Origin of the sequence: Kitasatospora cheerisanensis KCTC 2395, assembly GCF_000696185.1 — a bacterium.
Classification (GTDB): Bacteria; Actinomycetota; Actinomycetes; order Streptomycetales; family Streptomycetaceae; genus Kitasatospora; species Kitasatospora cheerisanensis.
The window spans coordinates 6,628,326-6,647,099 of sequence record NZ_KK853997.1 but is presented as its reverse complement, the minus strand read 5'-3'; the positions used below and the strand labels follow the sequence as shown (position 1 = coordinate 6,647,099).

At 74.2% G+C, this 18,774-nt stretch carries 15 protein-coding genes and 5 pseudogenes; 14 read left to right on the top strand and 6 right to left on the bottom strand.

Annotated elements, in window-relative coordinates:
* Positions 1-355 precede the first annotated feature (355 nt).
* From KCH_RS29845 to KCH_RS29815, 10 genes and pseudogenes are all read left to right on the top strand, one after another.
* Complete coding sequence (locus KCH_RS29845) at positions 356-1,330, top strand: isocitrate lyase/phosphoenolpyruvate mutase family protein (RefSeq protein ID WP_063750201.1); 975 nt, start codon at positions 356-358, stop codon at positions 1,328-1,330.
* 36 nt (positions 1,331-1,366) lie between these two features.
* The gene (locus KCH_RS29840) at positions 1,367-3,604 is read left to right on the top strand and encodes an FAD/NAD(P)-binding protein (RefSeq protein ID WP_157032251.1); all 2,238 of its coding nucleotides are present in this window, start codon (positions 1,367-1,369) and stop codon (positions 3,602-3,604) included.
* Positions 3,595-4,236: a class I SAM-dependent methyltransferase gene (locus KCH_RS45210; RefSeq protein ID WP_051653598.1), complete on the top strand. Its 642-nt coding sequence runs from the start codon at positions 3,595-3,597 to the stop codon at positions 4,234-4,236. Before KCH_RS29840 ends, KCH_RS45210 begins: the two co-directional genes overlap by 10 nt.
* Positions 4,122-4,688 (top strand): annotated as a pseudogene (locus KCH_RS47425) (HAD-IA family hydrolase); the annotation flags it as partial. The gene KCH_RS45210 and the pseudogene KCH_RS47425, both read left to right, overlap by 115 nt.
* 77 nt (positions 4,689-4,765) lie before the next feature.
* Positions 4,766-4,891: a hypothetical protein gene (locus KCH_RS46280; RefSeq protein ID WP_279635921.1), complete on the top strand. Its 126-nt coding sequence runs from the start codon at positions 4,766-4,768 to the stop codon at positions 4,889-4,891.
* Positions 4,891-6,252: pseudogene (locus KCH_RS46275) on the top strand (ATP-binding cassette domain-containing protein); the annotation flags it as partial. The gene KCH_RS46280 and the pseudogene KCH_RS46275, both read left to right, overlap by 1 nt.
* 140 nt (positions 6,253-6,392) lie before the next feature.
* A pseudogene (locus KCH_RS47420) lies at positions 6,393-6,476 on the top strand (hypothetical protein); the annotation flags it as partial.
* Positions 6,477-6,494: 18 nt separating this feature from the next.
* Positions 6,495-6,776: an ABC transporter ATP-binding protein gene (locus KCH_RS41795; RefSeq protein ID WP_208866101.1), complete on the top strand. Its 282-nt coding sequence runs from the start codon at positions 6,495-6,497 to the stop codon at positions 6,774-6,776.
* A complete protein-coding gene (locus KCH_RS29820; RefSeq protein WP_035868072.1) occupies positions 6,773-8,560 on the top strand; it encodes an ABC transporter ATP-binding protein in 1,788 nt (595 codons plus the stop codon). Before KCH_RS41795 ends, KCH_RS29820 begins: the two co-directional genes overlap by 4 nt.
* A gap of 48 nt (positions 8,561-8,608) precedes the next feature.
* Positions 8,609-10,027, top strand: a complete 1,419-nt coding sequence (locus tag KCH_RS29815; RefSeq protein WP_084223994.1) for an alkaline phosphatase family protein — start codon at positions 8,609-8,611, stop codon at positions 10,025-10,027.
* A gap of 29 nt (positions 10,028-10,056) precedes the next feature.
* On the opposite strand, the gene KCH_RS29810 is transcribed toward KCH_RS29815, so the two are convergent.
* Positions 10,057-10,935, bottom strand: a complete 879-nt coding sequence (locus KCH_RS29810) for an amino acid kinase family protein (protein WP_051653596.1) — start codon at positions 10,933-10,935, stop codon at positions 10,057-10,059.
* Positions 10,936-11,181: 246 nt separating this feature from the next.
* On the opposite strand from KCH_RS29810, the gene KCH_RS29800 reads away from it, so the two are divergent.
* The gene (locus KCH_RS29800) at positions 11,182-11,835 is read left to right on the top strand and encodes a pyridoxine/pyridoxamine 5'-phosphate oxidase (RefSeq protein WP_051653595.1); all 654 of its coding nucleotides are present in this window, start codon (positions 11,182-11,184) and stop codon (positions 11,833-11,835) included.
* Between the two features lie 88 nt (positions 11,836-11,923).
* On the opposite strand, the pseudogene KCH_RS29795 reads toward KCH_RS29800, so the two are convergent.
* Together KCH_RS29795 and KCH_RS38020 are read right to left on the bottom strand one after the other, a co-directional pair.
* A pseudogene (locus KCH_RS29795) lies at positions 11,924-12,591 on the bottom strand (peptidyl-tRNA hydrolase).
* 127 nt (positions 12,592-12,718) lie between these two features.
* On the bottom strand, positions 12,719-13,636 hold the full coding sequence (locus tag KCH_RS38020; RefSeq protein WP_051653594.1) for a hypothetical protein: 918 nt from the start codon (positions 13,634-13,636) through the stop codon (positions 12,719-12,721).
* A gap of 144 nt (positions 13,637-13,780) precedes the next feature.
* On the opposite strand from KCH_RS38020, the gene KCH_RS29785 reads away from it, so the two are divergent.
* The 3 genes from KCH_RS29785 to KCH_RS29775 all read left to right on the top strand — a co-directional run bounded on the left by KCH_RS29785 (position 13,781) and on the right by KCH_RS29775 (position 16,305).
* Positions 13,781-14,152, top strand: a complete 372-nt coding sequence (locus tag KCH_RS29785) for a YbjQ family protein (RefSeq protein WP_035868063.1) — start codon at positions 13,781-13,783, stop codon at positions 14,150-14,152.
* A 129-nt stretch (positions 14,153-14,281) separates the two neighbouring features.
* Complete coding sequence (locus tag KCH_RS29780) at positions 14,282-15,175, top strand: ATP-grasp domain-containing protein (RefSeq protein ID WP_051653593.1); 894 nt, start codon at positions 14,282-14,284, stop codon at positions 15,173-15,175.
* Between the two features lie 17 nt (positions 15,176-15,192).
* The gene (locus KCH_RS29775; protein WP_051654067.1) at positions 15,193-16,305 is read left to right on the top strand and encodes an NAD(P)-binding domain-containing protein; all 1,113 of its coding nucleotides are present in this window, start codon (positions 15,193-15,195) and stop codon (positions 16,303-16,305) included.
* Positions 16,306-16,311: 6 nt separating this feature from the next.
* Here the strand turns inward: KCH_RS29775 and paaE are convergent, their stop codons facing one another.
* The 3 genes and pseudogenes from paaE to paaC form a co-directional block, all read right to left on the bottom strand.
* Positions 16,312-17,379: a 1,2-phenylacetyl-CoA epoxidase subunit PaaE gene (paaE, locus tag KCH_RS29770; protein WP_035868061.1), complete on the bottom strand. Its 1,068-nt coding sequence runs from the start codon at positions 17,377-17,379 to the stop codon at positions 16,312-16,314.
* Positions 17,379-17,812: pseudogene (gene paaD / locus KCH_RS29765) on the bottom strand (1,2-phenylacetyl-CoA epoxidase subunit PaaD). The gene paaE and the pseudogene paaD overlap by 1 nt, the downstream one beginning before the upstream one ends.
* A 56-nt stretch (positions 17,813-17,868) precedes the next feature.
* A complete protein-coding gene (gene paaC, locus KCH_RS29760; protein WP_035868060.1) occupies positions 17,869-18,750 on the bottom strand; it encodes a 1,2-phenylacetyl-CoA epoxidase subunit PaaC in 882 nt (293 codons plus the stop codon).
* Between the last annotated feature and the right edge of the window lie 24 nt (positions 18,751-18,774).

Here is an 18,774-nt window from a genome sequence, read left to right as displayed (position 1 = left end):
GCGCACCATTTGGCGCTTTTGCGCGACCGCCGCCGGGCGACTGCGCACCGTGTTCGATCGTTGACAGCCCACCGGCAGGTGGGTAAGGTCCAGACCAGTTGTTCACTGTAAGTTCGGGTAATTGCCCCACATCCTCGCGCTTCCTGCCGGCGACTGTTGTCCCGGCGGCCGGGCCGGCCACAGCCGGCGGAATTCAGTGCATCGGCGGGCGGTCGGTGAAAACACCACCGGGCCCGGCACTCCATGGCGGCCTCCTCATTCGCGCGAGGTTTTCTGCGTGTTGCCAGGCAATTCTTTGCGAGAGAGAGCGACCGTGCATTCAGCAATGACTGGGAACTCAATCCCTGGAGAATCGGTGCGGGCGCCGTCCCGGCGGCCCGCCGCGCGACTGCGCGCCCTGCTGTCCGGGCCCGAGCCGATCCGGCTGGTCGGCGCCCACAACGCGCTCGGCGCCAGACTGGCCGAGCGGGCCGGCTTCGACGGCATCTGGGCGAGCGGGCTGGAGGTGTCCGCCTCGCACGGCGTGCCGGACGCCGACATCCTCACCATGTCGGAACTCCTGGCCACCGCCCAGTCGATGGCCCGCGCGGTGGAGGTCCCGGTCGTGGCCGACTGCGACACGGGCTACGGCAACGCCATCAACGTGATGAACACCGTCCGGCGGTACGAGGCCGCCGGCATCGCCGGCGTGTGCATCGAGGACAAGGTGTTCCCGAAGATGAACAGCTTCGTGTCGGGCCGTCAGCAGCTCGCGCAGCTGGGCGAGTTCTGCGGGAAGGTCGAGGCCGCGAAGGCGGCGCAGGAGGATCCCGACTTCGTCGTCATCGCCAGGGTCGAGGCGCTCATCGCCAACCGCGGCATGGAGGAGGCGGTCCGGCGGGCGCGCGCGTACGCCGATGCCGGCGCCGACGCGATCCTGATCCACGACAAGGACCGCTCGCCGGCGTCGATCTTCGAGTTCATCGACCGGTGGGACTTCCGCAAGCCGCTGGTGGTGGTGCCGACGACCTACTACTCGGTGACCGTCGACGAGCTCGCCGCGGCCGGGGTCAAGATGGTCATCTACGCGAACCAGGGACTGCGCGCCAGCATCGCGGCGGTCAGCCGGACCTTCGAGGAGATCCTCAGCGCAGGCACCTCCGCCCCGGTCGAGGAGCGCATCGCGCCGCTCGACCTGGTCTTCGACCTGCAGGGCGTTCCCGAGCTCAAGCGCAACGAGGAGCTGTACCTGCGCAGCGACGCCCCCGTCGAGGAGGGCGCACCGCACCGGGCAACGCCGGATCCGGCGCCCGCGGACGCGGCGGCGCTGGTGGCCTCGCACGCCAACTGATCATCGAATCGGCAGTCGGAACACAGGGGATTCTCAGTGCGCGCAGTTCGTCTGGCGATCATCGGTGGCGGTCCCAGCTGCACCTACGTCATGGAGCGGCTGGCCGCCACGGTGTCGGCGCTGCCGCCGCTCACCGGGCTCGACATCCACGTCTTCGACCTGTCCGGCCAGTTCGGCGCCGGCCAGGTCCACAGCCCGTTGCAGCCGCGGACCAGCTTCCTGAACCGGATCGTGGCCCAGGTCGCCTTCGCGGCCGACGAGACCGTGGACGGCGCCGATCCGCTGCTCGACCGGTCCTTGCGGCCCACCCTGTACGAGTGGTGCGCGTCGGCGTTCGCCGAGACCGGGCTCCCCGAATTCGACCTGGACCCGGAGGACTGGCCCAAGCGGTACGTGCACGGGCTCGCCCTGCGCGACCTGTTCGAACGCTACCTGGCCATCCTCCGCGGCCACCCCGGCGTGCGGGTCCACCTGCACGCCGAGGAGGTCGTCGACCTGGTCGACGAGGACGGGCGGCTGCGCGTCCTGCTGGCCGACGGCACCGGGTCCGTGGTCGCCGACGAGGTCCTGATGATCACCGGGCACTCGTGGAACCGCCCGGAGCGCTCCCCCCGGTCCCGCCGGTGGGCCGAGTTCGCGGCCCGGCAGCAGCGGGCGGTGTTCGTGCCGTGCGCCTACCCGCTGGAGCAGTACGTCACCGAGGAGGTCGCCCCGGCCGGCGGCGCCATCGCCTGCGCCGGCATGGGGCTGACCGCCATCGACGTGGTGCTGCACCTGACCGAGGGCCGCGGCGGCACGTTCACCGGCGGCGCCGACGGGCGCCTGCGGTACACCCCGTCGGGGCAGGAGCCGTCCCGGATCGTGCTGTTCGGCTCGGCGGGGCTGTTCACCTTCGCCCGCCCGTACAACGCCAAGGAGCAGAACCCGGCCGAGTTCGAGCACCGCGGCGTGTTCCTCACCGACACGGCCGTCGACCGGGTCCGGGCCGCCGTCGGCCGGCCGGTGCCGATCGGCGGCGCCGTGCGGCTCCAGCTGGACTTCGAGCGGCACATCATGCCGATCGTGGTCCTCGAAATGGCCCAGCTCTACTACCGGACGCTGCTGGGACCGGAGTTCGGCGCGTTCCTGGAGGCCGAGGCCCGGCCGGGGTACGAGGACTTCCTCGCGCACGGCGGCCGGGGCGCCGACGCGGACGGGGCGATCGCCGGACTGCTGGCCCCGGTCGAAGCCGCGGTCGACCGCGCCGAGCGGGCCGTCGACGGCGTGCTGACCGGCGCCCGGCCGCTGCCCTCCGACGAACCCTGGGCGCGGCCGGCCCTCGCCCGCTACCTGGAGGTGGTCCACGGCCCGGTCGCCGCCGCCGAGTTGACCGAACGGGTCGCGGCCGGGCAGCAGATCGCCGCGCGCGTCGCCGGGCTCGTCTCGCCGACCCGGCACGGCAGCCGCTTCGCGGACAACCGGTTCGGCTGGGAGCGGCTGATCCGCCCGCTGCCCGCCACCGGCTACCGGGATCCGGCCGCCTACCGCGCGGCCCTGCTCGACTTCATGGACGTGGACCACCGGTGGGCCGCCCAGGGAAACCTCCTCAACCCGGCCAAGGCGGCGGCCGACGGCGTCTGGCGCGACCTGCGCCAAGTGCTGGCGCGCGCCGTGGACTTCGGCGGCCTGACCGCCGCCTCGCACCGGACCTTCCTGGACAGCTACATGCGGATCCACAACCGGCTCTGCAACGGCGCGGCACTCGAGGTGATGGAGAAGATCCGGGCCCTGGTCGAGCTCGGCCTCGTCGACGTCTCCGCCGGTCCCGGCGCGTTCGCGGCCGGCGACGAGGCCACCGGATCGTGGCGGGTGACCGGTCCGCACACCGGCGCCGACCTGCTGGTGGACACCCTCGTCGACGCGCGGGTGCACCCGTTCGACGCCGAGTCCGACGTCCGGCCGCTCTACCCCAACCTGCTGCGCCGCGGCCTGGTCCGCAAGTGGCGCAACCCCGGTGCGGACGGCCCCGGGTTCGAGCCCGGCGGCCTCGACCTGACGGAGCGGTTCCACCCGGTCCGCGCCGACGGCCGGGTCGACGACCGGCTCACCCTGCTCGGCCCGCCCAGCGAAGGAGTCATGTTCTTCCAGCTCGGCGCGCTGCGGCCCAACCAGAACCACCACGTCATGCAGGACGTGCTGTGCTGGGTGCGCGACTTCTGGCAGAAGGCCGCCGGCGGGCCGCCCGCGGCGGGCCTGGTCACCGCCTCCACCACCGGAGGCGACCGGTGCCGCTGAACCTGACGCTCCGCCGCCGCATCACGGTGACGGCCATCCGCGCCGCCAAGCGCTGGGCGCCCTCGGCGGTCCGCCGGTGGCTCTGGGAACGCGAGTACACCTCCGGGCGCTGGGACTACCTCGACGGCGGCGACGACCCGCTGCCCACGGCCCTCGTCCGGAAGTACGCGCGCGGGGGCCGCATCCTCGACCTCGGGTGCGGAACCAGCGCGAACCTCCGGCTCGACGCGGACGGCTACAGCTTCTACCTCGGCGTCGACATCAGCCCCGACGCGATCGAACGGGCCCGCCGACTGGGCCGCCCCGCCAGCGAGTTCGAGGTCGCGGACGTGACGACGTTCCGGCCGCCCGGCCGGTTCGACCTGGTGCTCCTGCGGGAGGTCGTCTACTACCTGCCGGCGGCCCGGGCCGCCGACCTCGTCCGCCGCACCGGCGACAGCCTCACCGCGGACGGGGTGATCGCCGTGGTCATCTGGAACACCGAGCTGTACGGGCGCACGGCCGACGCGGTGCGGCGGTGCGGTCTGCCGATCGTCGAGGAGTTCGCCCACCGGCCGGACGCCCTCACCCTGGTCCTCGGCCCGCCGCCGGGCGGGTCCGGCACGGCGGGCGCCGCCGGGGCCCGCTCGTGAACGGCCTCCGGTGGCACGGGCGGGCGGTGCTGTTCGACCTCGACGGCACGCTGGTCGACTCGCAGGCCGCCATCGACCGGCACACCCGCCGGTGGGCCGCCCGGCACGGCCTGGACGGGGACACCGCCGTCCGGCGCTCGCACGGCCTGGTGGACAGCGAACTGATCGCCCTGCTCGCCCCGTCGGCGGACGTCGCCGCCGAGACGCTCTGGCTGCAGCGGCTGTCCTGCGCGGACGTCGCGGGCATCACCGCCACCGCCGGCGCCGCCCGGCTGCTGGAGCAACTGCCGCCCGGCTCCTGGGCGATCGTCACCTCCGGCACCAGGCGGGTGGCCCGGGCCCGGCTGGCCGCCGCGGAACTGCCGGAGCCCGAGGTCCTGGTCACGGCCGACGACGTCGTCCGGGGCAAGCCGGACCCGGAGTGCTTCCGCCGGGCCGCGCAGGCACTCGGCGTGCGGCCCGCGGACTGCCTGGTCTTCGAGGACGCACCGGTGGGCCTGCGGGCGGCCCGGCCGCGGGCATGCGGGCGGTGGCCGTCGACCACGCCGGCGACGCCGGCGCGCCGCCGACCTTCCGCGGGATCCGGGTGGTCGGCGCCGATCCGCTGGGGCTCGAATTCGCCCGGGCGGAACTGCTGGTGGAGGGAACCCCCTGATGACCGAGTCCGTGTCCCTCCCCCGCCGGGCCTGGCGCGGGTTCCGCGGCCGGGCCCGGCGGTGGACGGCGATCCTGCGCCTCGCCCCCGCCGCGGGCCGCGGCCTGCTGCTCCTCGGGGTCGTCCTCAACCTGGCGCTCGGGGCGCTGCCCAGCGGCTTCGTCCTCGCGATGAGCGTGCTGCTCGACCACGTCGCCGCGGATCCGGCCGGGTCCGGCTCGCCCTGGTCCGCCGTCGGGCCGGCGCTGGCGGTCGCCGTCGGCGCCTTCCTGCTGCACCAGGCGCTGGTGCCGTTCCAGACGGCCGTGGGCGAGATCGTCTCGCGGCGGGTGGACGGGTACTGCGTCCGGCGGCTCATGTCGGCCGCGCTGTGCGAGGCCCCGGTGGGTGCGCTGGAGGACCGCGCCGCGCTGGAGCTGCTGAGCGACGCCCGCACCGCGTTCGAGCGCAGCATGCCGACGCCCGGCGACGCGGTCGCCGGGGTGGTGGCCCTGGTCGCCCGGTACACCCAACTGGTCAGCGCCGCCGTCCTGGTGGCCGTCATGCTGTCGCCGCTCGCGGGCGTGCTGATCGCCGCGACGGCGCTCGTCGTCCGCTTCGGCCAGCGCGGCTCGCTGGGCCGTTTCAACGTCCTGTTCACGGGTCTGAGCGGCGAGCGCCGCGCGATGGGGTACGTCAGGGGCCTCGGCCTGGGTGCGGGCCTGGCCAAGGAGGTGCGGATCCTCGGGCTCCTGCCGTGGCTGCTCGACCGGCAGCGGAAGGAGACCATGGCGTACCTCACCCCGCTGTGGGAGGGCCGGCGCCGGCTGATGTTCTGGCCGTTCGTCGCGCTGGCGGCGGTCGGCCTGGCCGGCGGGGGCACCGTCCTGACCCTGCTGGGGGACGCCGGGGGCCACGGGCTGAGCGTGCTCGCCTTCGTGGTGGCCCTGCAGGCGGTCGCCATCCTGATGCGCTTCGGCGTGTACTTCCCGGAGAGCGACGTGCAGACCCAGGTCGGCATGCAGTCGTACACGGCGCTGCGGCGGTTCGAGGAGACGGCCCGCCACGCCGCGGGCACCCGTGCCGGTTCCGGCGGCGGGCAGGCTCCCGTCCCGGCCCCCCGGACGGCGATCTCCTTCCGGGGCGTGCGCTTCCGCTACCACGAGGACGGGCCGGAGATCCTGCGCGGCCTCGACCTCGACCTGGCCGCCGGGCGGTCGACGGCGATCGTCGGCCTCAACGGCGCGGGCAAGACCACCCTGCTGAAACTCCTGGCCCGGCTGTACGACCCCACCGCGGGCCATATCACCGTGGACGGCGCGGAGCTGACCGGCATCGACCCGCGGGTCTGGCAGCGGCAGCTGGCCGTCATCTTCCAGGACTACAACCGCTACGAACTGACGGCGGGTGAGAACATCGCCCTCGGCGCGTCCGCGCCCCCCGGCGACGCGGTGGTGGCCGCGGCGGCGGAGCGGGCCGGCGCCGGCCCGGTCCTCGCGGGCCTCCCGACGGCGCGGGCACGGTGCTGTCCCGGCGCTACCCCGGCGGGACCGACCTCTCCGGCGGCCAGTGGCAGCGCATCGCGCTCGCCCGCGCCTTCTGCGCGGTCGCCGCCGGCGCGTCGGTGCTCGTCCTGGACGAGCCCACCGCCCAACTGGACGTCCGCGCCGAGGTCGAGTTCTTCGACCGCTTCCTGGAGACCACCCGGGGGCTGACCAGCGTCATCATCTCGCACCGGTTCTCCACCGTCCGCAAGGCCGACCGGATCGTGGTCGTCGAGGGCGGCCGGGTCGTCGAACGCGGCACCCACGACGAGCTGGTCGAGCAGGGCGGCCGGTACGCGGAGCTCTTCCACCTCCAAGCGGAGCGATTCGCCGACGGCGGAGAAATGGAACCGGTGCAGTGAAAGCCTTCCTCCACGCCGTCTCCTTCCTGGTGCGGCTCTCCTGGCGGACCGACCGCGCCCGGCTGCTCAAGGCCTTCGCCCTGGTCATGGTCGGCTACCTGGCGACGCCGCTGACGGCCCTCGCGCTCAGGGACTTCACCAACGCGGCCCTGGGCGGCGAGACCGGCGCGGCACGCCTGTACGGCCTGGCGACCGCCGTCCTGCTGATCTTCGAGCTGCTGATGGGCCACTTCGCCCACCTCACCTACTTCGAGCTCGGCGAGATCGAGGAGGAGGCCCTGCACGCCGAACTCGTCCGGATCTGCAACGGCACCCGCGGCATCGAGCACTTCGACAGCGCGGGGTTCGCGGAGACCATGACCCTGGTGCGCGAGGAGCTGGGGAGGATGCGGCTCGCCGTCGAGGCGGTGCTGCAACTCACCGGCCTGCTCGTCCAGGTGCTGATCACCACGGTCGTGCTCGCCACGGTCGACCCGTGGCTGGTCCTGCTGCCGCTGGCCGGGTTCCCGCCGGTGCTGATCAGCAACGCCTCGCAGCGCCTCGTCGACCGGGCGAAGACCGCCTCCGCGTCCGCCACCCAGCTCAGCCGCCACCTGCTCGAACTCGCCACCACCGGCAGCTCGGCCAAGGAGATCAAGCTCTTCGGCATCGAGGAGCGGCTGATCGGCCGTCAGCGCGCCGAGTGGGACGCCTCGGCCCGGCGGCTGGGCCGGGCCCAGCTGACCGCGGCCGCCGCCCGGGCCGCGGGGCAGGCGGTGTTCGCCGCCGCGTACGGCGGTGCGCTCGTCCTGGTCGTCCGGCGGGCCGTCGACGGTCAGGTGAACGTCGGCTCGGTGGTGCTGGTGATCGCGCTGGCGGTGCAGGTGAGCGTCCAGGTCGCCGCTGGGCTCGGCCTGTTGAGCACCCTTCAGGGCGCCGGCCTCGCGGTCGAGCGCATCGGCAGCCTCCGCGACCGGGTCCGCCCCGACCCGGAGCCGGTCGGGGACCCGCAGGACGCCCCGGCCCGGCTGCGCTCCGGCATCAGGCTGGAGAACGTGAGCTTCGGGTACCCGGGCACCGACCGGCTGGTCCTCCGCGACGTCACCGTGGACATTCCGGCGGGCAGCTCCGTGGCCCTCGTGGGCGAGAACGGCGCCGGCAAGAGCACCCTGGTCAAGCTGCTCTGCGGGCTGTACGAGCCGTCCTCGGGCCGCATCCTGGTCGACGGGGTCGACCTCCGTTCGCTGCGCGGCCGCTCCTGGCAGGACCGGGTCGCGATGCTGTTCCAGGACTTCGCGCGCCTCGAACTGCTGCTCCGCGAGAACGTGGGCATCGGGCACGTCCCCGCGCTCGGCTCGGACGCCGAGGTCCGGGCCGCCCTGGCGGGCGCGCAGGCGGAGGACCTGGTCGCGAAGGTCCCCGGCGGACTCGACGGCCTGCTCGGCCGGGCCTACGGGGACGGGGCCGAACTCTCCGGCGGCCAGTGGCAGAAGCTCGGGCTCGCCCGGGCCGGCATGCGCGGCCGTCCGCTGCTCCTCGCCCTGGACGAGCCCGCCTCCGCACTCGACCCGTCGGCGGAGCACCGGCTCTTCGAGAGCCTGGTGGCCTCCTCGGACGCCGCGGCGCGCACGGTCGGGGCGGTCACCCTCTTCACCTCCCACCGGTTCTCGACGGTGCGGATCGCCGACCTGATCCTGGTCCTCGACGGCGGGAGCGTCGTCGCCTCGGGCAGCCACCAGGAACTCATGGCCGAACAGGGCCTCTACGCCGAGCTCTTCGGCATGCAGGCCCGTGCCTACCGCTGACCGGGGCCCGCGCCGTCCGGCCCGGGCGGGGCGGGCCGCCGGAACGTCCTGCTCGTCGTCGCCGACCAGCTCCGCGCCGACGTGCTCGGCTGCTACGGCCATCCGCTCGCCCGGACACCGGAGTTGGACGCGCTGGCGCGGCAGGGCACCCGCTTCGACCGGCACTACTCGGTGTGCGCCCCGTGCGGGCCGGCCCGGGCCTCGCTGCTGACCGGCCGGTACCAGTCGGCGCACGGCATGCTCGACAACCGCACGCCGGTCGCCGCCGGCACGCCCACGATCGCCGCGCACCTCACCGAGGCCGGCACCGGCTGCCACGTGGTCGGCTACACGGACACCGTCGCGCCGCAGGACGGCCGGGAGACCGTCCCGGACGGCTTCTCCTGGCACACCAGGTTCAACCTGAGCGACGCGGGGCTCGCCGAGTGGCTCGGCCACCTCGCGGCGAACGGCCGGCCCGTCCCCGCGAACCCCGTGGACATCCTCCGGCCGGCCCCCGGCACCCGGAACCTGGCCCGCTACCCGGCCCGGCTCAGCGACACCGCGTTCGTCGCCGACCGCACCATCGCGTGCATGACGGAGCGCCAGGACGAACCCTGGTGCATCGTCGCGACCTTCCTGCGCCCGCATCCGCCGTGGGTGGCGCCCGCGCCGTACCACGCCGCTTACGACCCGTCGCTGATGGCGTCCCCGCACCGGCTGGTGAGCGCGGCGGCCGAGGCGGAGCGCCACCCGTTCCTGCGGTACTGGCTCGGCCGCGACTGCCTCGACACCGCGGCCGCGGACCTGACCGACGAGGCGGTCGCCCGGCACCGCGCCACGTACCTCGGGCTGGTCGCCGAACTCGACCACCACGTCGGCCGGTTGATGTCCGCGCTGCGCGAACTCGGCCGTGAGCGGGACACCTTGGTGGTCTTCACCGCCGACCACGGCGACACCCTGGGCGACCACTGGAGCCTCGGCACCGGCGGCTTCCGGGAGACCGCCTACCGGATCCCGCTGATCGTCCGTCACCCCGGCCGCCCGGGCGGGTCCGTGGTGACCGGCCCCACCGAGTCCGTCGACGTCACCGCCACCGTGCTCGACTGGGCCGGCGTCCCGCAGCTGCCGCACGGCCACGGGTCGCCGCTGCTCCCGCCGGGCGCCGGCGCTGCGGGCTCGCGCCCGGCCGCCGTCCAGGAGTTCGACTTCCGGGACGGGTCGACGGGCCGGCCGGAGCGGGAGCTGGGGCTGCGCCCCGAGGAGTGCCGCCTCACGGTCGTCCGGACGGCGCGGCACAGCTACGTCCACTTCCCGGCGCTCGACCCGCTGCTGTTCGACCGCGAGGAGGATCCGGGCGAGCTCCGCGACCTCTCCCGGCTGCCGGAATTCCGCCGCGTTCTCGAATACCACGCCGAGTTGCTGGAGAAGCACGAACGCCGGGCGTCCCGGCCGCCCGGAAACCGCGACCGGGCCGCCCGGCGTTGAGTTTCCGCGGCCGGGCCGCCGGGCGGCGGCTATCGGCGTGCGATCAGCGTCCGCGGAATTCCCTCCGACCAGGCCGACATCGGCTGCACCAGAAAGTCCAGGCCCGCCATGTCGGGGGCGCCGCGCAGGATGACGCATTCCGCGCCGGAACGGGCGAGTTCCTGGAGCGAAGCCACCTTGCCCGCCATCGCCCCGCTGGTGTCGTGGGCGGCGGCCGCCCAGATGTGCGTGCGGGCGCCCTCCGGGTCGTCGGCGTCGATGAAGGGAATGGTCCGGTTTCCGCCGGGGCCGTCCCGGAGCACTCCGGGAACGTCGGTGAGGACGGCCACCCGGATTCTCCGGAACGTCCGTTCCGCGCCGAGGAATATCTCGGGCACGCGGTCGCTGCCGAACACCTCCAGCCGCCCCTCCGGCGTCATCACGCAGTCGCCGGAAAGCACCGGGAGGCAGCCGGTCCGCAGCAATTCCTCCACCGCTCCGAGCTGCGCCGCCGGCCGGTCGTCCCGCAGCACGCACAGGCCTCCCACCTGCACCGGAAAGCCCGGGACCCCGTGCCGGGACAGGGCCTCCACCCACGCCCATTTGACGGTGAACGTGGCCCGGGTGAGGCCGAGTGCGGCGAACCGGTCCCCCGGGTCCAATTCCCGCACGGCCCCGTGCCCGATCGCCCCGCCGCCGACGACGAGCACCACTTTTCCCGGCGCCGTCGTCCACAGTTCGGCCATCAGCCGGGCGTACCGGTCCACCAGGTCGAGATCGAGGTGCCCCGCCCGGTCTTTCTGCGACACCAGGCTTCCGCCGATTTTGATGACGGAAAGGTCCGGCGCCTCGGCCCTCCCACCGGTCCACCGGGTCTGCTCGGCGGATTCCCCCTCGGAAACCGTCACGCGCGCATGGGCCATCTTCATCCCCGATCCTCATTGCCGGACGAGCGGTGCCAAATGGGGCGGCGGGCCCGGCCGGGACGAGGGGCGCCGATTCCCTGACCCGTCGTCAGACGGCAGTGGGGATCGGCCGGTTTGCTAGTCTGAGCCGCGCGCGCCGACGTAGTCACCTTAGCTTCGACCGGGGCGCCACGACAGCTCACAGAGCCTTTTGTCCCGCGTGATCGAAATGGTCGGACATGCGCCGGACTGGGTGGGAGAGGATCGTTCATGACGGATATCAGGCAGTACCTGCGCAGCCTCCCGGTATTCGCCGGCGAGCTGCCGGTGTTCGAGCCGGACAGCGCTCCGGAGCGGCCCGAGACGCTGTTCGTCGACTGGCTGACGGAGGCCGTCGAGGCCGGGGTCCGGGAGCCGCACGCGATGGTCCTCTCGACCGCGGGCGCCGACGGCGTGCCGTCCTCGCGGGCGCTGCTGCTGAAGAACGTCGACAGCGGCGGCTGGCAGTTCGCGGCGAACAGCTCCAGCCCGAAGGGCCGCGAGCTGGCCGAGAACCCCGTCGCGGCACTGTCGTTCTACTGGCCGCAGCAGGCCCGGCAGATCCGGGTCACCGGCCCCGTGGAGCCGGAGTCGGCGGAGAACAGCGCGGCGGACTTCCTGGCCCGCTCGCCGGGGTCGCGCGCCGAGGCGGTGGCCGGACGGCAGAGCAGCCCGCTGGACGACCGCCGCGAACTCGACCTGGCCACCGAGCAGGCGCTCGACCGGGTCACCCGCGAGCCCGGTCTCGTCGTGCCCGAGTGGACGCTGTACACCGTGCGGGCCGAGCGGGTCGAGTTCTGGCAGGCCGACAAGCAGCGCAAGCACACCCGCCTGCGCTACGAGCGCCACGGCGACGGCTGGACGCGCGGCCGGCTCTGGCCCTGACCCCCTCCCCCGCCGCGCACCGCCTCACCGCGCCTCCCGCGCCGGGCAGTTGACGCTCCCTGCGGCCGGCCGGGTCGGCCCGGCGCGGTCAGGGGCGCGGGAGGCGCGGGGTGGGGCAGTAGTGGGTTCCGCCCTCGACCGCGACGGTGCAGCTGCCGGGGGCGATCTCGGTGAAGCCGGCGTCGCGGACGACCGGGAAACGGCCGTCGGTGAGGGCGGGCCAGTCGGCGGCGGAGGCCTTCCTGACGGCCAGTCGGAAACCGCTCTCCGCCCACTCCTTGCGCTGCGCGTCGTCCAGCTCCCACCAGGCGAGCTGCGCGGCGTGGCCGGTCTGCGCCATGGTCTTGCCGGCGCTCATCTCCAGTTCGGGGTTGAGCCAGAGCACGGGGACGCCCTCGGGTGCGGGGCCGGGCGGGGCCGGGTCGTCGAGTTCGGTGCCGGAGACCTGGAGCTTGGCGAGCTCCTTGGGCCAGCCGTCCAGCGGGATCGGCGGGAACACCCGGACTTCGGCGCTCTCCCCGGTGACGGTGATGCCGGGCAGTTCGCCGGCCTTGCGCCACTCGCCGCCGCGGGCGCGCCGGACGACCTTGCGGATCCGGGCGTCCTCCCAGGCCTTGACGCGCTCCGCCCACGCGCCGTCGGGGCGGTGACCCGCGGGTCGGAGAGCAGGGTGAGCACGGCCCGGGCCGAGGTCTCCAGGGCGTCCGTCCGGCCGGGCGGGTCGGTCCGCTCCAGGCGGACCACCAGCGGCAGCACGTACTGGTCGTGGGTGTCCCGCTCCTCGGCGCCGCCGCCGACCGCCGGCGGGCGGCGGGAGCGGGGGCCGGCGTGGAGGTCTCGTTCGGCGCGTCGGTGGGTGAGCTCACCCACCCAGCATGCCAGTTCAGCGCCGGTAGCCCCGCTCGGGGTCGCGTTCCTCGGCGTCCTCGTAGCCGAGGAACCAGCCCTCGGGGTGGGTGGCGGCGAGCAGCCGGTCGATCCGCCGCCCGGCGTCGAGGTCGTCCTCGGTCTCCTCGGGGCCGTAGACGCCGAAGAGTTCGTCCGCGCAGCCGTCCCAGTCGTAGTCGTACAGGTCGGCGGGCAGGTCGCCCATCATGTCGGCCACCGACTCGGGTTGGGAGCCGAGCAGGGCGCGGGCGTCGGCCAGCGCGAGGCGCAGCGCGACGTCCTCGGCGAGGCTGCGGGGCAGCGGCCATTCGCCGAGGGCGAGGTCGTCGGCGAGGTCGTCGAAGGCCCGGGCGAAGGCGCGCCGCCAGCCGCGGTGCAGGTTCCAGGTGCGCTGCTGGAGGCGGCCGAAGACCGACCAGTCGCCCTCGTCGGCGACGGTGACGGGGTCGTCGCCGTGTTCGTCGAGGTCTTCGTAGGCGGCGTCGGAGAGGCTGATCAGCTGGGTGTGCAGCAGGCAGGCGGTGCGCGGGGTGAGGGTCCAGTCGCCGGTGTCGCTGTCGTCGTCGAGCGGGAAGAGTGCGGCGAAGTCGGGGGCGAAGTCGTCGGTGACGCTGATCTCCAGGGTGCCGCCGAGGGCTTCGATGCCGGGGATGGCGGCGACCAGCCGGTCGGGGTGGAGCAGCGCGCCGAGGGCGGCGTTGGGGTCTTCGGAGACTTCGCGCAGCAGTTGGCCGCGCTGGCCCTCGGGGTCGATCCCGGCGAAGTCCAGGTCTTCGACGGCCGCGCGTGCGGCGGCCCGCAGTGCCGGCCAGTCGGTGATCCGGATGCCCAGCACCACCGTGGCCTCGATCTCCTGCGCGCCGGAGTCCTCCGCCGCGTCGGGGCCCTGTGGATGATCGTTTCGCTCGCCCATGCGACAAGGTTGACAAACCCGGGGTCCGGCGTCCAGCAGCTCTCGGAATCCGGCTGCCGGAGGGGCCGGCCGGGGCAGGGCGGAAAGCGATTTCCCGGCGTGCCGTGCCGGTGTTCGGGCCGAACGGTGGCAGAAGGTGGAGCCATGAGTGAACTGAACGATTTCGGTGGCGGGCAGGACCCGGCCGGCGGTGTGCTGGTCGTCACCACCAACGACGTGCCGGGCCACAAGGTCGAGCGGGTGATCGGCGAGGTCTTCGGTCTGACGGTGCGTTCGCGCCACATCGGCTCGCAGATCGGCGCGGGCCTGAAGTCGCTGATGGGCGGCGAGTTGAAGGGTTTGACGAAGACGCTCGTCGAGACCCGGAACCAGGCGATGGAGCGGTTGGTCGAGCAGACCAGGGCGCGCGGCGGCAACGCGGTGCTGATGATGCGCTTCGACGTGACGGAGGCCGCCGACGTGGGCACCGAGGTGTGCGCGTACGGCACCGCGGCGGTCATCGCTCCGCTCGACTGAGCGCGACTGAGCACCGCTTCGACCACGACACGATCAGATTGTCCGACAGTCGGTAATTCCGGTTGACACTGCTCACGGGTGCGTAGAAGCCTCTCTCGCGGACCGTCCCGCGTACTGCCAGGAGCACCCGTGAGCACCCCTCTGCACCCCGTTCTCCCGACGCCCGGCCCCCGGGTCGCGTATGCCACCTGCCGGGGCGTGGAGGACGTGGAGATGCTCCCCGTGCTGGCCGCCTTCGCCCGGGCCGGGGTGAGCGCCGAGGCGGTGCTCTGGGACGACCCCTCGGTCGACTGGAGCGGCTACCAGCTGGTGCTGATCCGCAGCGTCTGGGACTACATCCTGCACCGCGACGCCTTCCTCGCCTGGGCCCGCCGGACGGCCGCGCTGACCCGGCTGGCCAACCCGGTGCCGGTGCTGGAGCGCAACACCGACAAGACCTACCTGCGCGAGCTGGCCGAGGCCGGGGTGCCGATCGTGCCCACCGTCTGGGTCGCCCCGGGCGAGGAACTCTCCGGCGCCGACTGGCCGGAGCTGGTGGTCAAGCCCACCGTCTCCTCCGGCGCCCGGGACACCGTGCGCACCGCCGACCGCGCCGAGGCGCTCGCCCACGTCGCCGCGCTCACCGCGGCCGGCCGCACCGCGATGGTGCAGCCGTACCTGCCGATGGTGGAGGACGAGGGCGAGACCTCGCTGCTGTACCTGGACGGGGAGTTCAGCCACGCGGTGCGCCGCGGCCCGATGCTCGGCGGCGGCTTCGAGGACGTCGCCCGCGAGCCCGACGCCGACCAGCTCGCGCTCGCCGAGCGGGTGCTGGCGGCGATCCCGCAGTGCGCGGAGCTGCTCTACGCCCGGGTCGACCTGGTGCGCCTGCCGGACGGCTCGCCCGTCCTGATCGAGCTGGAGCTGACCGAGCCCCGGCTGTTCCTGGGGCTGCGCCCCGGCGGCCCCGAGGCGCTGGTGGCCGCGGCCCTGCGCCTGCTGCCCGGGAACACCCGGCCGCGGGGCGATGTTTCACGGGCGTGACTGTTCACGGTGCAACCATCGACGGCCCCGGCCCGACGCCCGCGGCGCAGACCGCGCCCGACCCGGCGCGCGAGGTCGACGCGCTGGTGATCGGCGCGGGCCAGGCCGGCCTGTCCGCCGCCTACCACCTGCACCGGCGCGGCTTCGCCCCGTACACCGGCTTCGTGGTGCTGGACGCGGACGACGCCCCGGGCGGCGCCTGGGCGCACCGCTCCCCCTCCCTCACCATGGCCACCGTGCACGGCTTCCACGACCTGCCGGACTTCGACCTCCCGGCCACCGACCCGGCCACCCCGGCGCGGGTCGCGGTGCCCGGCTACTTCGCGGCCTACGAGGCCCGGCACGCGCTGCCGGTGGTGCGGCCGGTGAAGGTGCTGGCGGTGCGCGACCGGCCGGACGGGCGGCTGCGGGTGGAGACCGACTCCGGCACCTGGATCACCCGGGCCCTGCTGAACGCCACCGGCACCTGGACGCGGCCCTTCCTGCCGCGCTACCCGGGGCACTTCACGGGCCGTCAGCTGCACTACGCGGACTACCGCGGCCCGGAGGAGTTCGCCGGGCAGCGCGTGCTGGTGGTCGGCGGCGGGGCGTCGGCGATCCAGGTGCTGTCCGAGCTCGGCGCGGTCGCCGCGACGGTGTGGGTGACGCGCACCCCGCCGGTGGTCCATCAGGGGCCGTTCACCCCGGAGTTCGGGCGCGAGGTGGTCGCCAAGGTGGAGGAGCGGGTGCGGGCCGGGCTGCCGGTGCGCAGCGTCGTCTCGGTGACCGGCCTCGGCCCGAGCGTCGCCTACCGCCGCGCCGAGGAGCTGGGCGTGCTGAACCGCCGCCCGATGTTCGACCGGCTGACCGAGCACGGAGTCGCCTGGGGCGACCAGGAGTCGGCGGTGGACGCGATCATCTGGGCGACGGGCTTCCGGGCCGAGCTGACGCACCTGGCGCCGCTCGGCCTGCGCGGCCCCGGCGGCGGCATCCGGATGGCGGGCACCCGGGTCGCCGACGACCCGCGCATCCACTTGCTCGGCTACGGCCCGTCGGCGTCCACCGTCGGCGCCAACCGGGCCGGCCGCGCGGCGGTCAACGAGGTCGTCCGCCTGCTCCGCGAGCGGCGGCCCGAACCGGCGGCCGTCTGACGGCGGTCACCGGTCGTAGTCCACGGTGACCTGGTCCGAGACCGGGCGGGCCTGGCAGGTGAGGACGTAGCCGGCGGCGAGCTCCGACTCCTCCAGCGCGAAGTTGCGGCGCATCTCGACCTTGCCCTCGCACAGCAGCGCCCGGCAGGTGCCGCAGACGCCGCCCTTGCAGGCGAACGGCAGGTCGGGGCGGGCCCGTTGGGCGCCGTCCAGGATGGACCGGTCGCGCGGCAGGGCCAGCGTGCTGGAGCGGCCGTCCAGCACGAGCGTGACCTCGCTGGCGGCGGCGTCGGGGGCGGGCTCCGGGTGCCGTTCCTCGGCGATCTCGTCCTCGGCGTGGAACAGCTCCTGGTGCACCCGCCCGGCGGGGACGCCGAGTTCGGCCAGCAGCTCCTTCGCGCCGGCCACCAGGCCCAGCGGCCCGCACAGCCACCAGTGGTCGACCTCGGGGACGTCGACCAGCGCCTCCAGCAGCGCCTTGACCCGGTCGGGGTCGAGCCGGCCGCTGAGCAGTTCGGCGTCCCGGCTCTCCCGGGACAGCACGTGGACCAGCTGGAAGCGGCCCAGGTGACGGTCCTTCAGGTCGGCCAGCTCGTCGGCGAACATCACCGTGTCGCTGCGCCGGTTGCCGTACAGCAGGGTGACCCGCGAGTCGGGGTGGCCGGCCAGCACGGAGCCGGCGATGGACAGCATCGGGGTGATGCCGGAGCCGGCCGCGATCAGCACGTGCTCGCCGGGTTCGGCCGGGTCGGCGGTGAACGCGCCGCCGGGCGGCAGCACGTCGACCGTCTCGCCGACCGCGGCCTCGCCGACCAGCCAGTGCGAGAACAGCCCGCCGGGCACCTCGCGGACGGCGATCCGCAGCGGCCCGCCGACCGGCGAGCACAGCGAGTACGAGCGGCGCTCGTCCACGCCGTCGACGATCCGGCGCAGCGTCAGGGTCTGCCCGGGCCGGAAGGCGAACTCCTCGGCCAGCGCGGGCGGTACCTCGAAGGTCACCGCGACGGCGTCCTCGCAGAGCCGTTCCAGGTTGCCGATCGGCAGTGGGTGGAACCGCGGGCGGCGGGCGGCCATCAGATCTCCTTGATCCGGTCGAAGGGTTCACGGCAACTGCGGCACCGCCACAGCGACTTGCAGGCGGTGGAGCCGAACCGGGAGAGCTCCTCGGTGTCGGCGGAGCCGCACTGCGGGCAGTGCACGGCCAGCCGGGTCGGGCCCAACGCGAGCAGTCCGCCGGCGGCCGGGCGCCGGGGGCGGGCGGGGCGATGCCCGCCTCGGCGAGCTTGCGGCGGCCCTCCGCGCTGATCCGGTCGCTGGACCACGGCGGGTCGATCCGCAGCCGCACCTCGACCTGGTCGAACCCGGCCGCGCGCAGCCGCCGGGCCACGTCGCCGGCCATCTCGGCGACCGCCGGGCAGCCGGAGTAGGTGGGCGTGATCCAGGCGGTGACCGTCCCGTCCTGCTCCTCGACGTCCGCGAGGATGCCGAGGTCGGCCAGGGTGAGCATGGGCAGTTCGGGGTCGGGCACGGCGGCCGCGACCTCCCTGGCCCGCTCGACGGTGCTCACCACGTCGCCCCCGGGTGCGCCCGGGCCACCACCTGCAGCTCCGCGAGCAGCGGGCCGAGCGCCTCGGTGTGCACGCCGTGCCGCCCGGCGCGGCCGTTCACGTACGCCCGCGGCGCGGCCTCCGGAACGCTCAGCGTGGCCTCGTCCAACACCTCGGCCAGGCCCGCGAGGACGGTGTCCCGCAGCTCCGACGGGTCGACGCCGAGCCGCAGTTCGGCCTCGTGCGGGGTGAACAGCTCGTCCAGCCACGGCCACAGGGCGTCCACGGCGGCCTGCATCCGCTGCCGCGAGTGCTCCGTGCCGTCGCCGAGCCGCACCGTCCAGGAGTGCGCGTACTCCCGGTGGTACGCCAGCTCCTTGACGCCGAGCGCCGCGACGGCGGCCAGCACCGGGTCGGCGTGGCCGGTCAGCCGCCGGTACAGCTCCCCGCGGGCGGTGGCGAACATCAGCAGCCGGGCCACGCACTGCGCGAAGTCGCCGTTCTCCAGCTCCACCAGGCGCACGTTCCGGTACTCGAAGTCCTCGCGCCAGTAGGCGAGTTCGTCCTCGCTGCGGCCGGTGCCGTCGAGCTGGCCGGCCCGGGTGAGCAGCCGGCGGGCCTGCCCGAGCAGGTCGAGGCCGAGGTTGGCGAGCGCCACCTCCTCCTCCAGCTCCGGCGCCCGGGTGATCCACTGGATCAGCCGCTGGGACAGCACCAGCGCGTCGTCGCCCAGCATCAGGCAGTACGCCGCGAGGTCCGCCGGGTCGACGCCCTCCGGCGGCGCGGCGTCCACGCCCAGCAGCGGATCGGCGAACCCCGTGCCGTAGGCCCAGCGGGCCTCGCCGTCCGGCTCACCCGCCGCGTCGGCCAGTGAGAGGTACACGTGGTCGTCGGTCATGTCGCCTTCCCTGCTGAATGAGTG

Excerpts from the sequence above, each read along its gene's own strand:
- KCH_RS29785 (WP_035868063.1), top strand. The coding sequence starts at position 13,781 with ATGAGTGAACTGAACGATTTCGGTGGCGGGCAGGACCCGGCCGGCGGT.
- KCH_RS29810 (WP_051653596.1), bottom strand. The coding sequence starts at position 10,935 with ATGAAGATGGCCCATGCGCGCGTGACGGTTTCCGAGGGGGAATCCGCC.
- KCH_RS38020 (WP_051653594.1), bottom strand. The coding sequence starts at position 13,636 with ATGGGCGAGCGAAACGATCATCCACAGGGCCCCGACGCGGCGGAGGAC.
- KCH_RS29800 (WP_051653595.1), top strand. The coding sequence starts at position 11,182 with ATGACGGATATCAGGCAGTACCTGCGCAGCCTCCCGGTATTCGCCGGC.
- paaE (WP_035868061.1), bottom strand. The coding sequence starts at position 17,379 with ATGGCCGCCCGCCGCCCGCGGTTCCACCCACTGCCGATCGGCAACCTG.
- paaC (WP_035868060.1), bottom strand. The coding sequence starts at position 18,750 with ATGACCGACGACCACGTGTACCTCTCACTGGCCGACGCGGCGGGTGAG.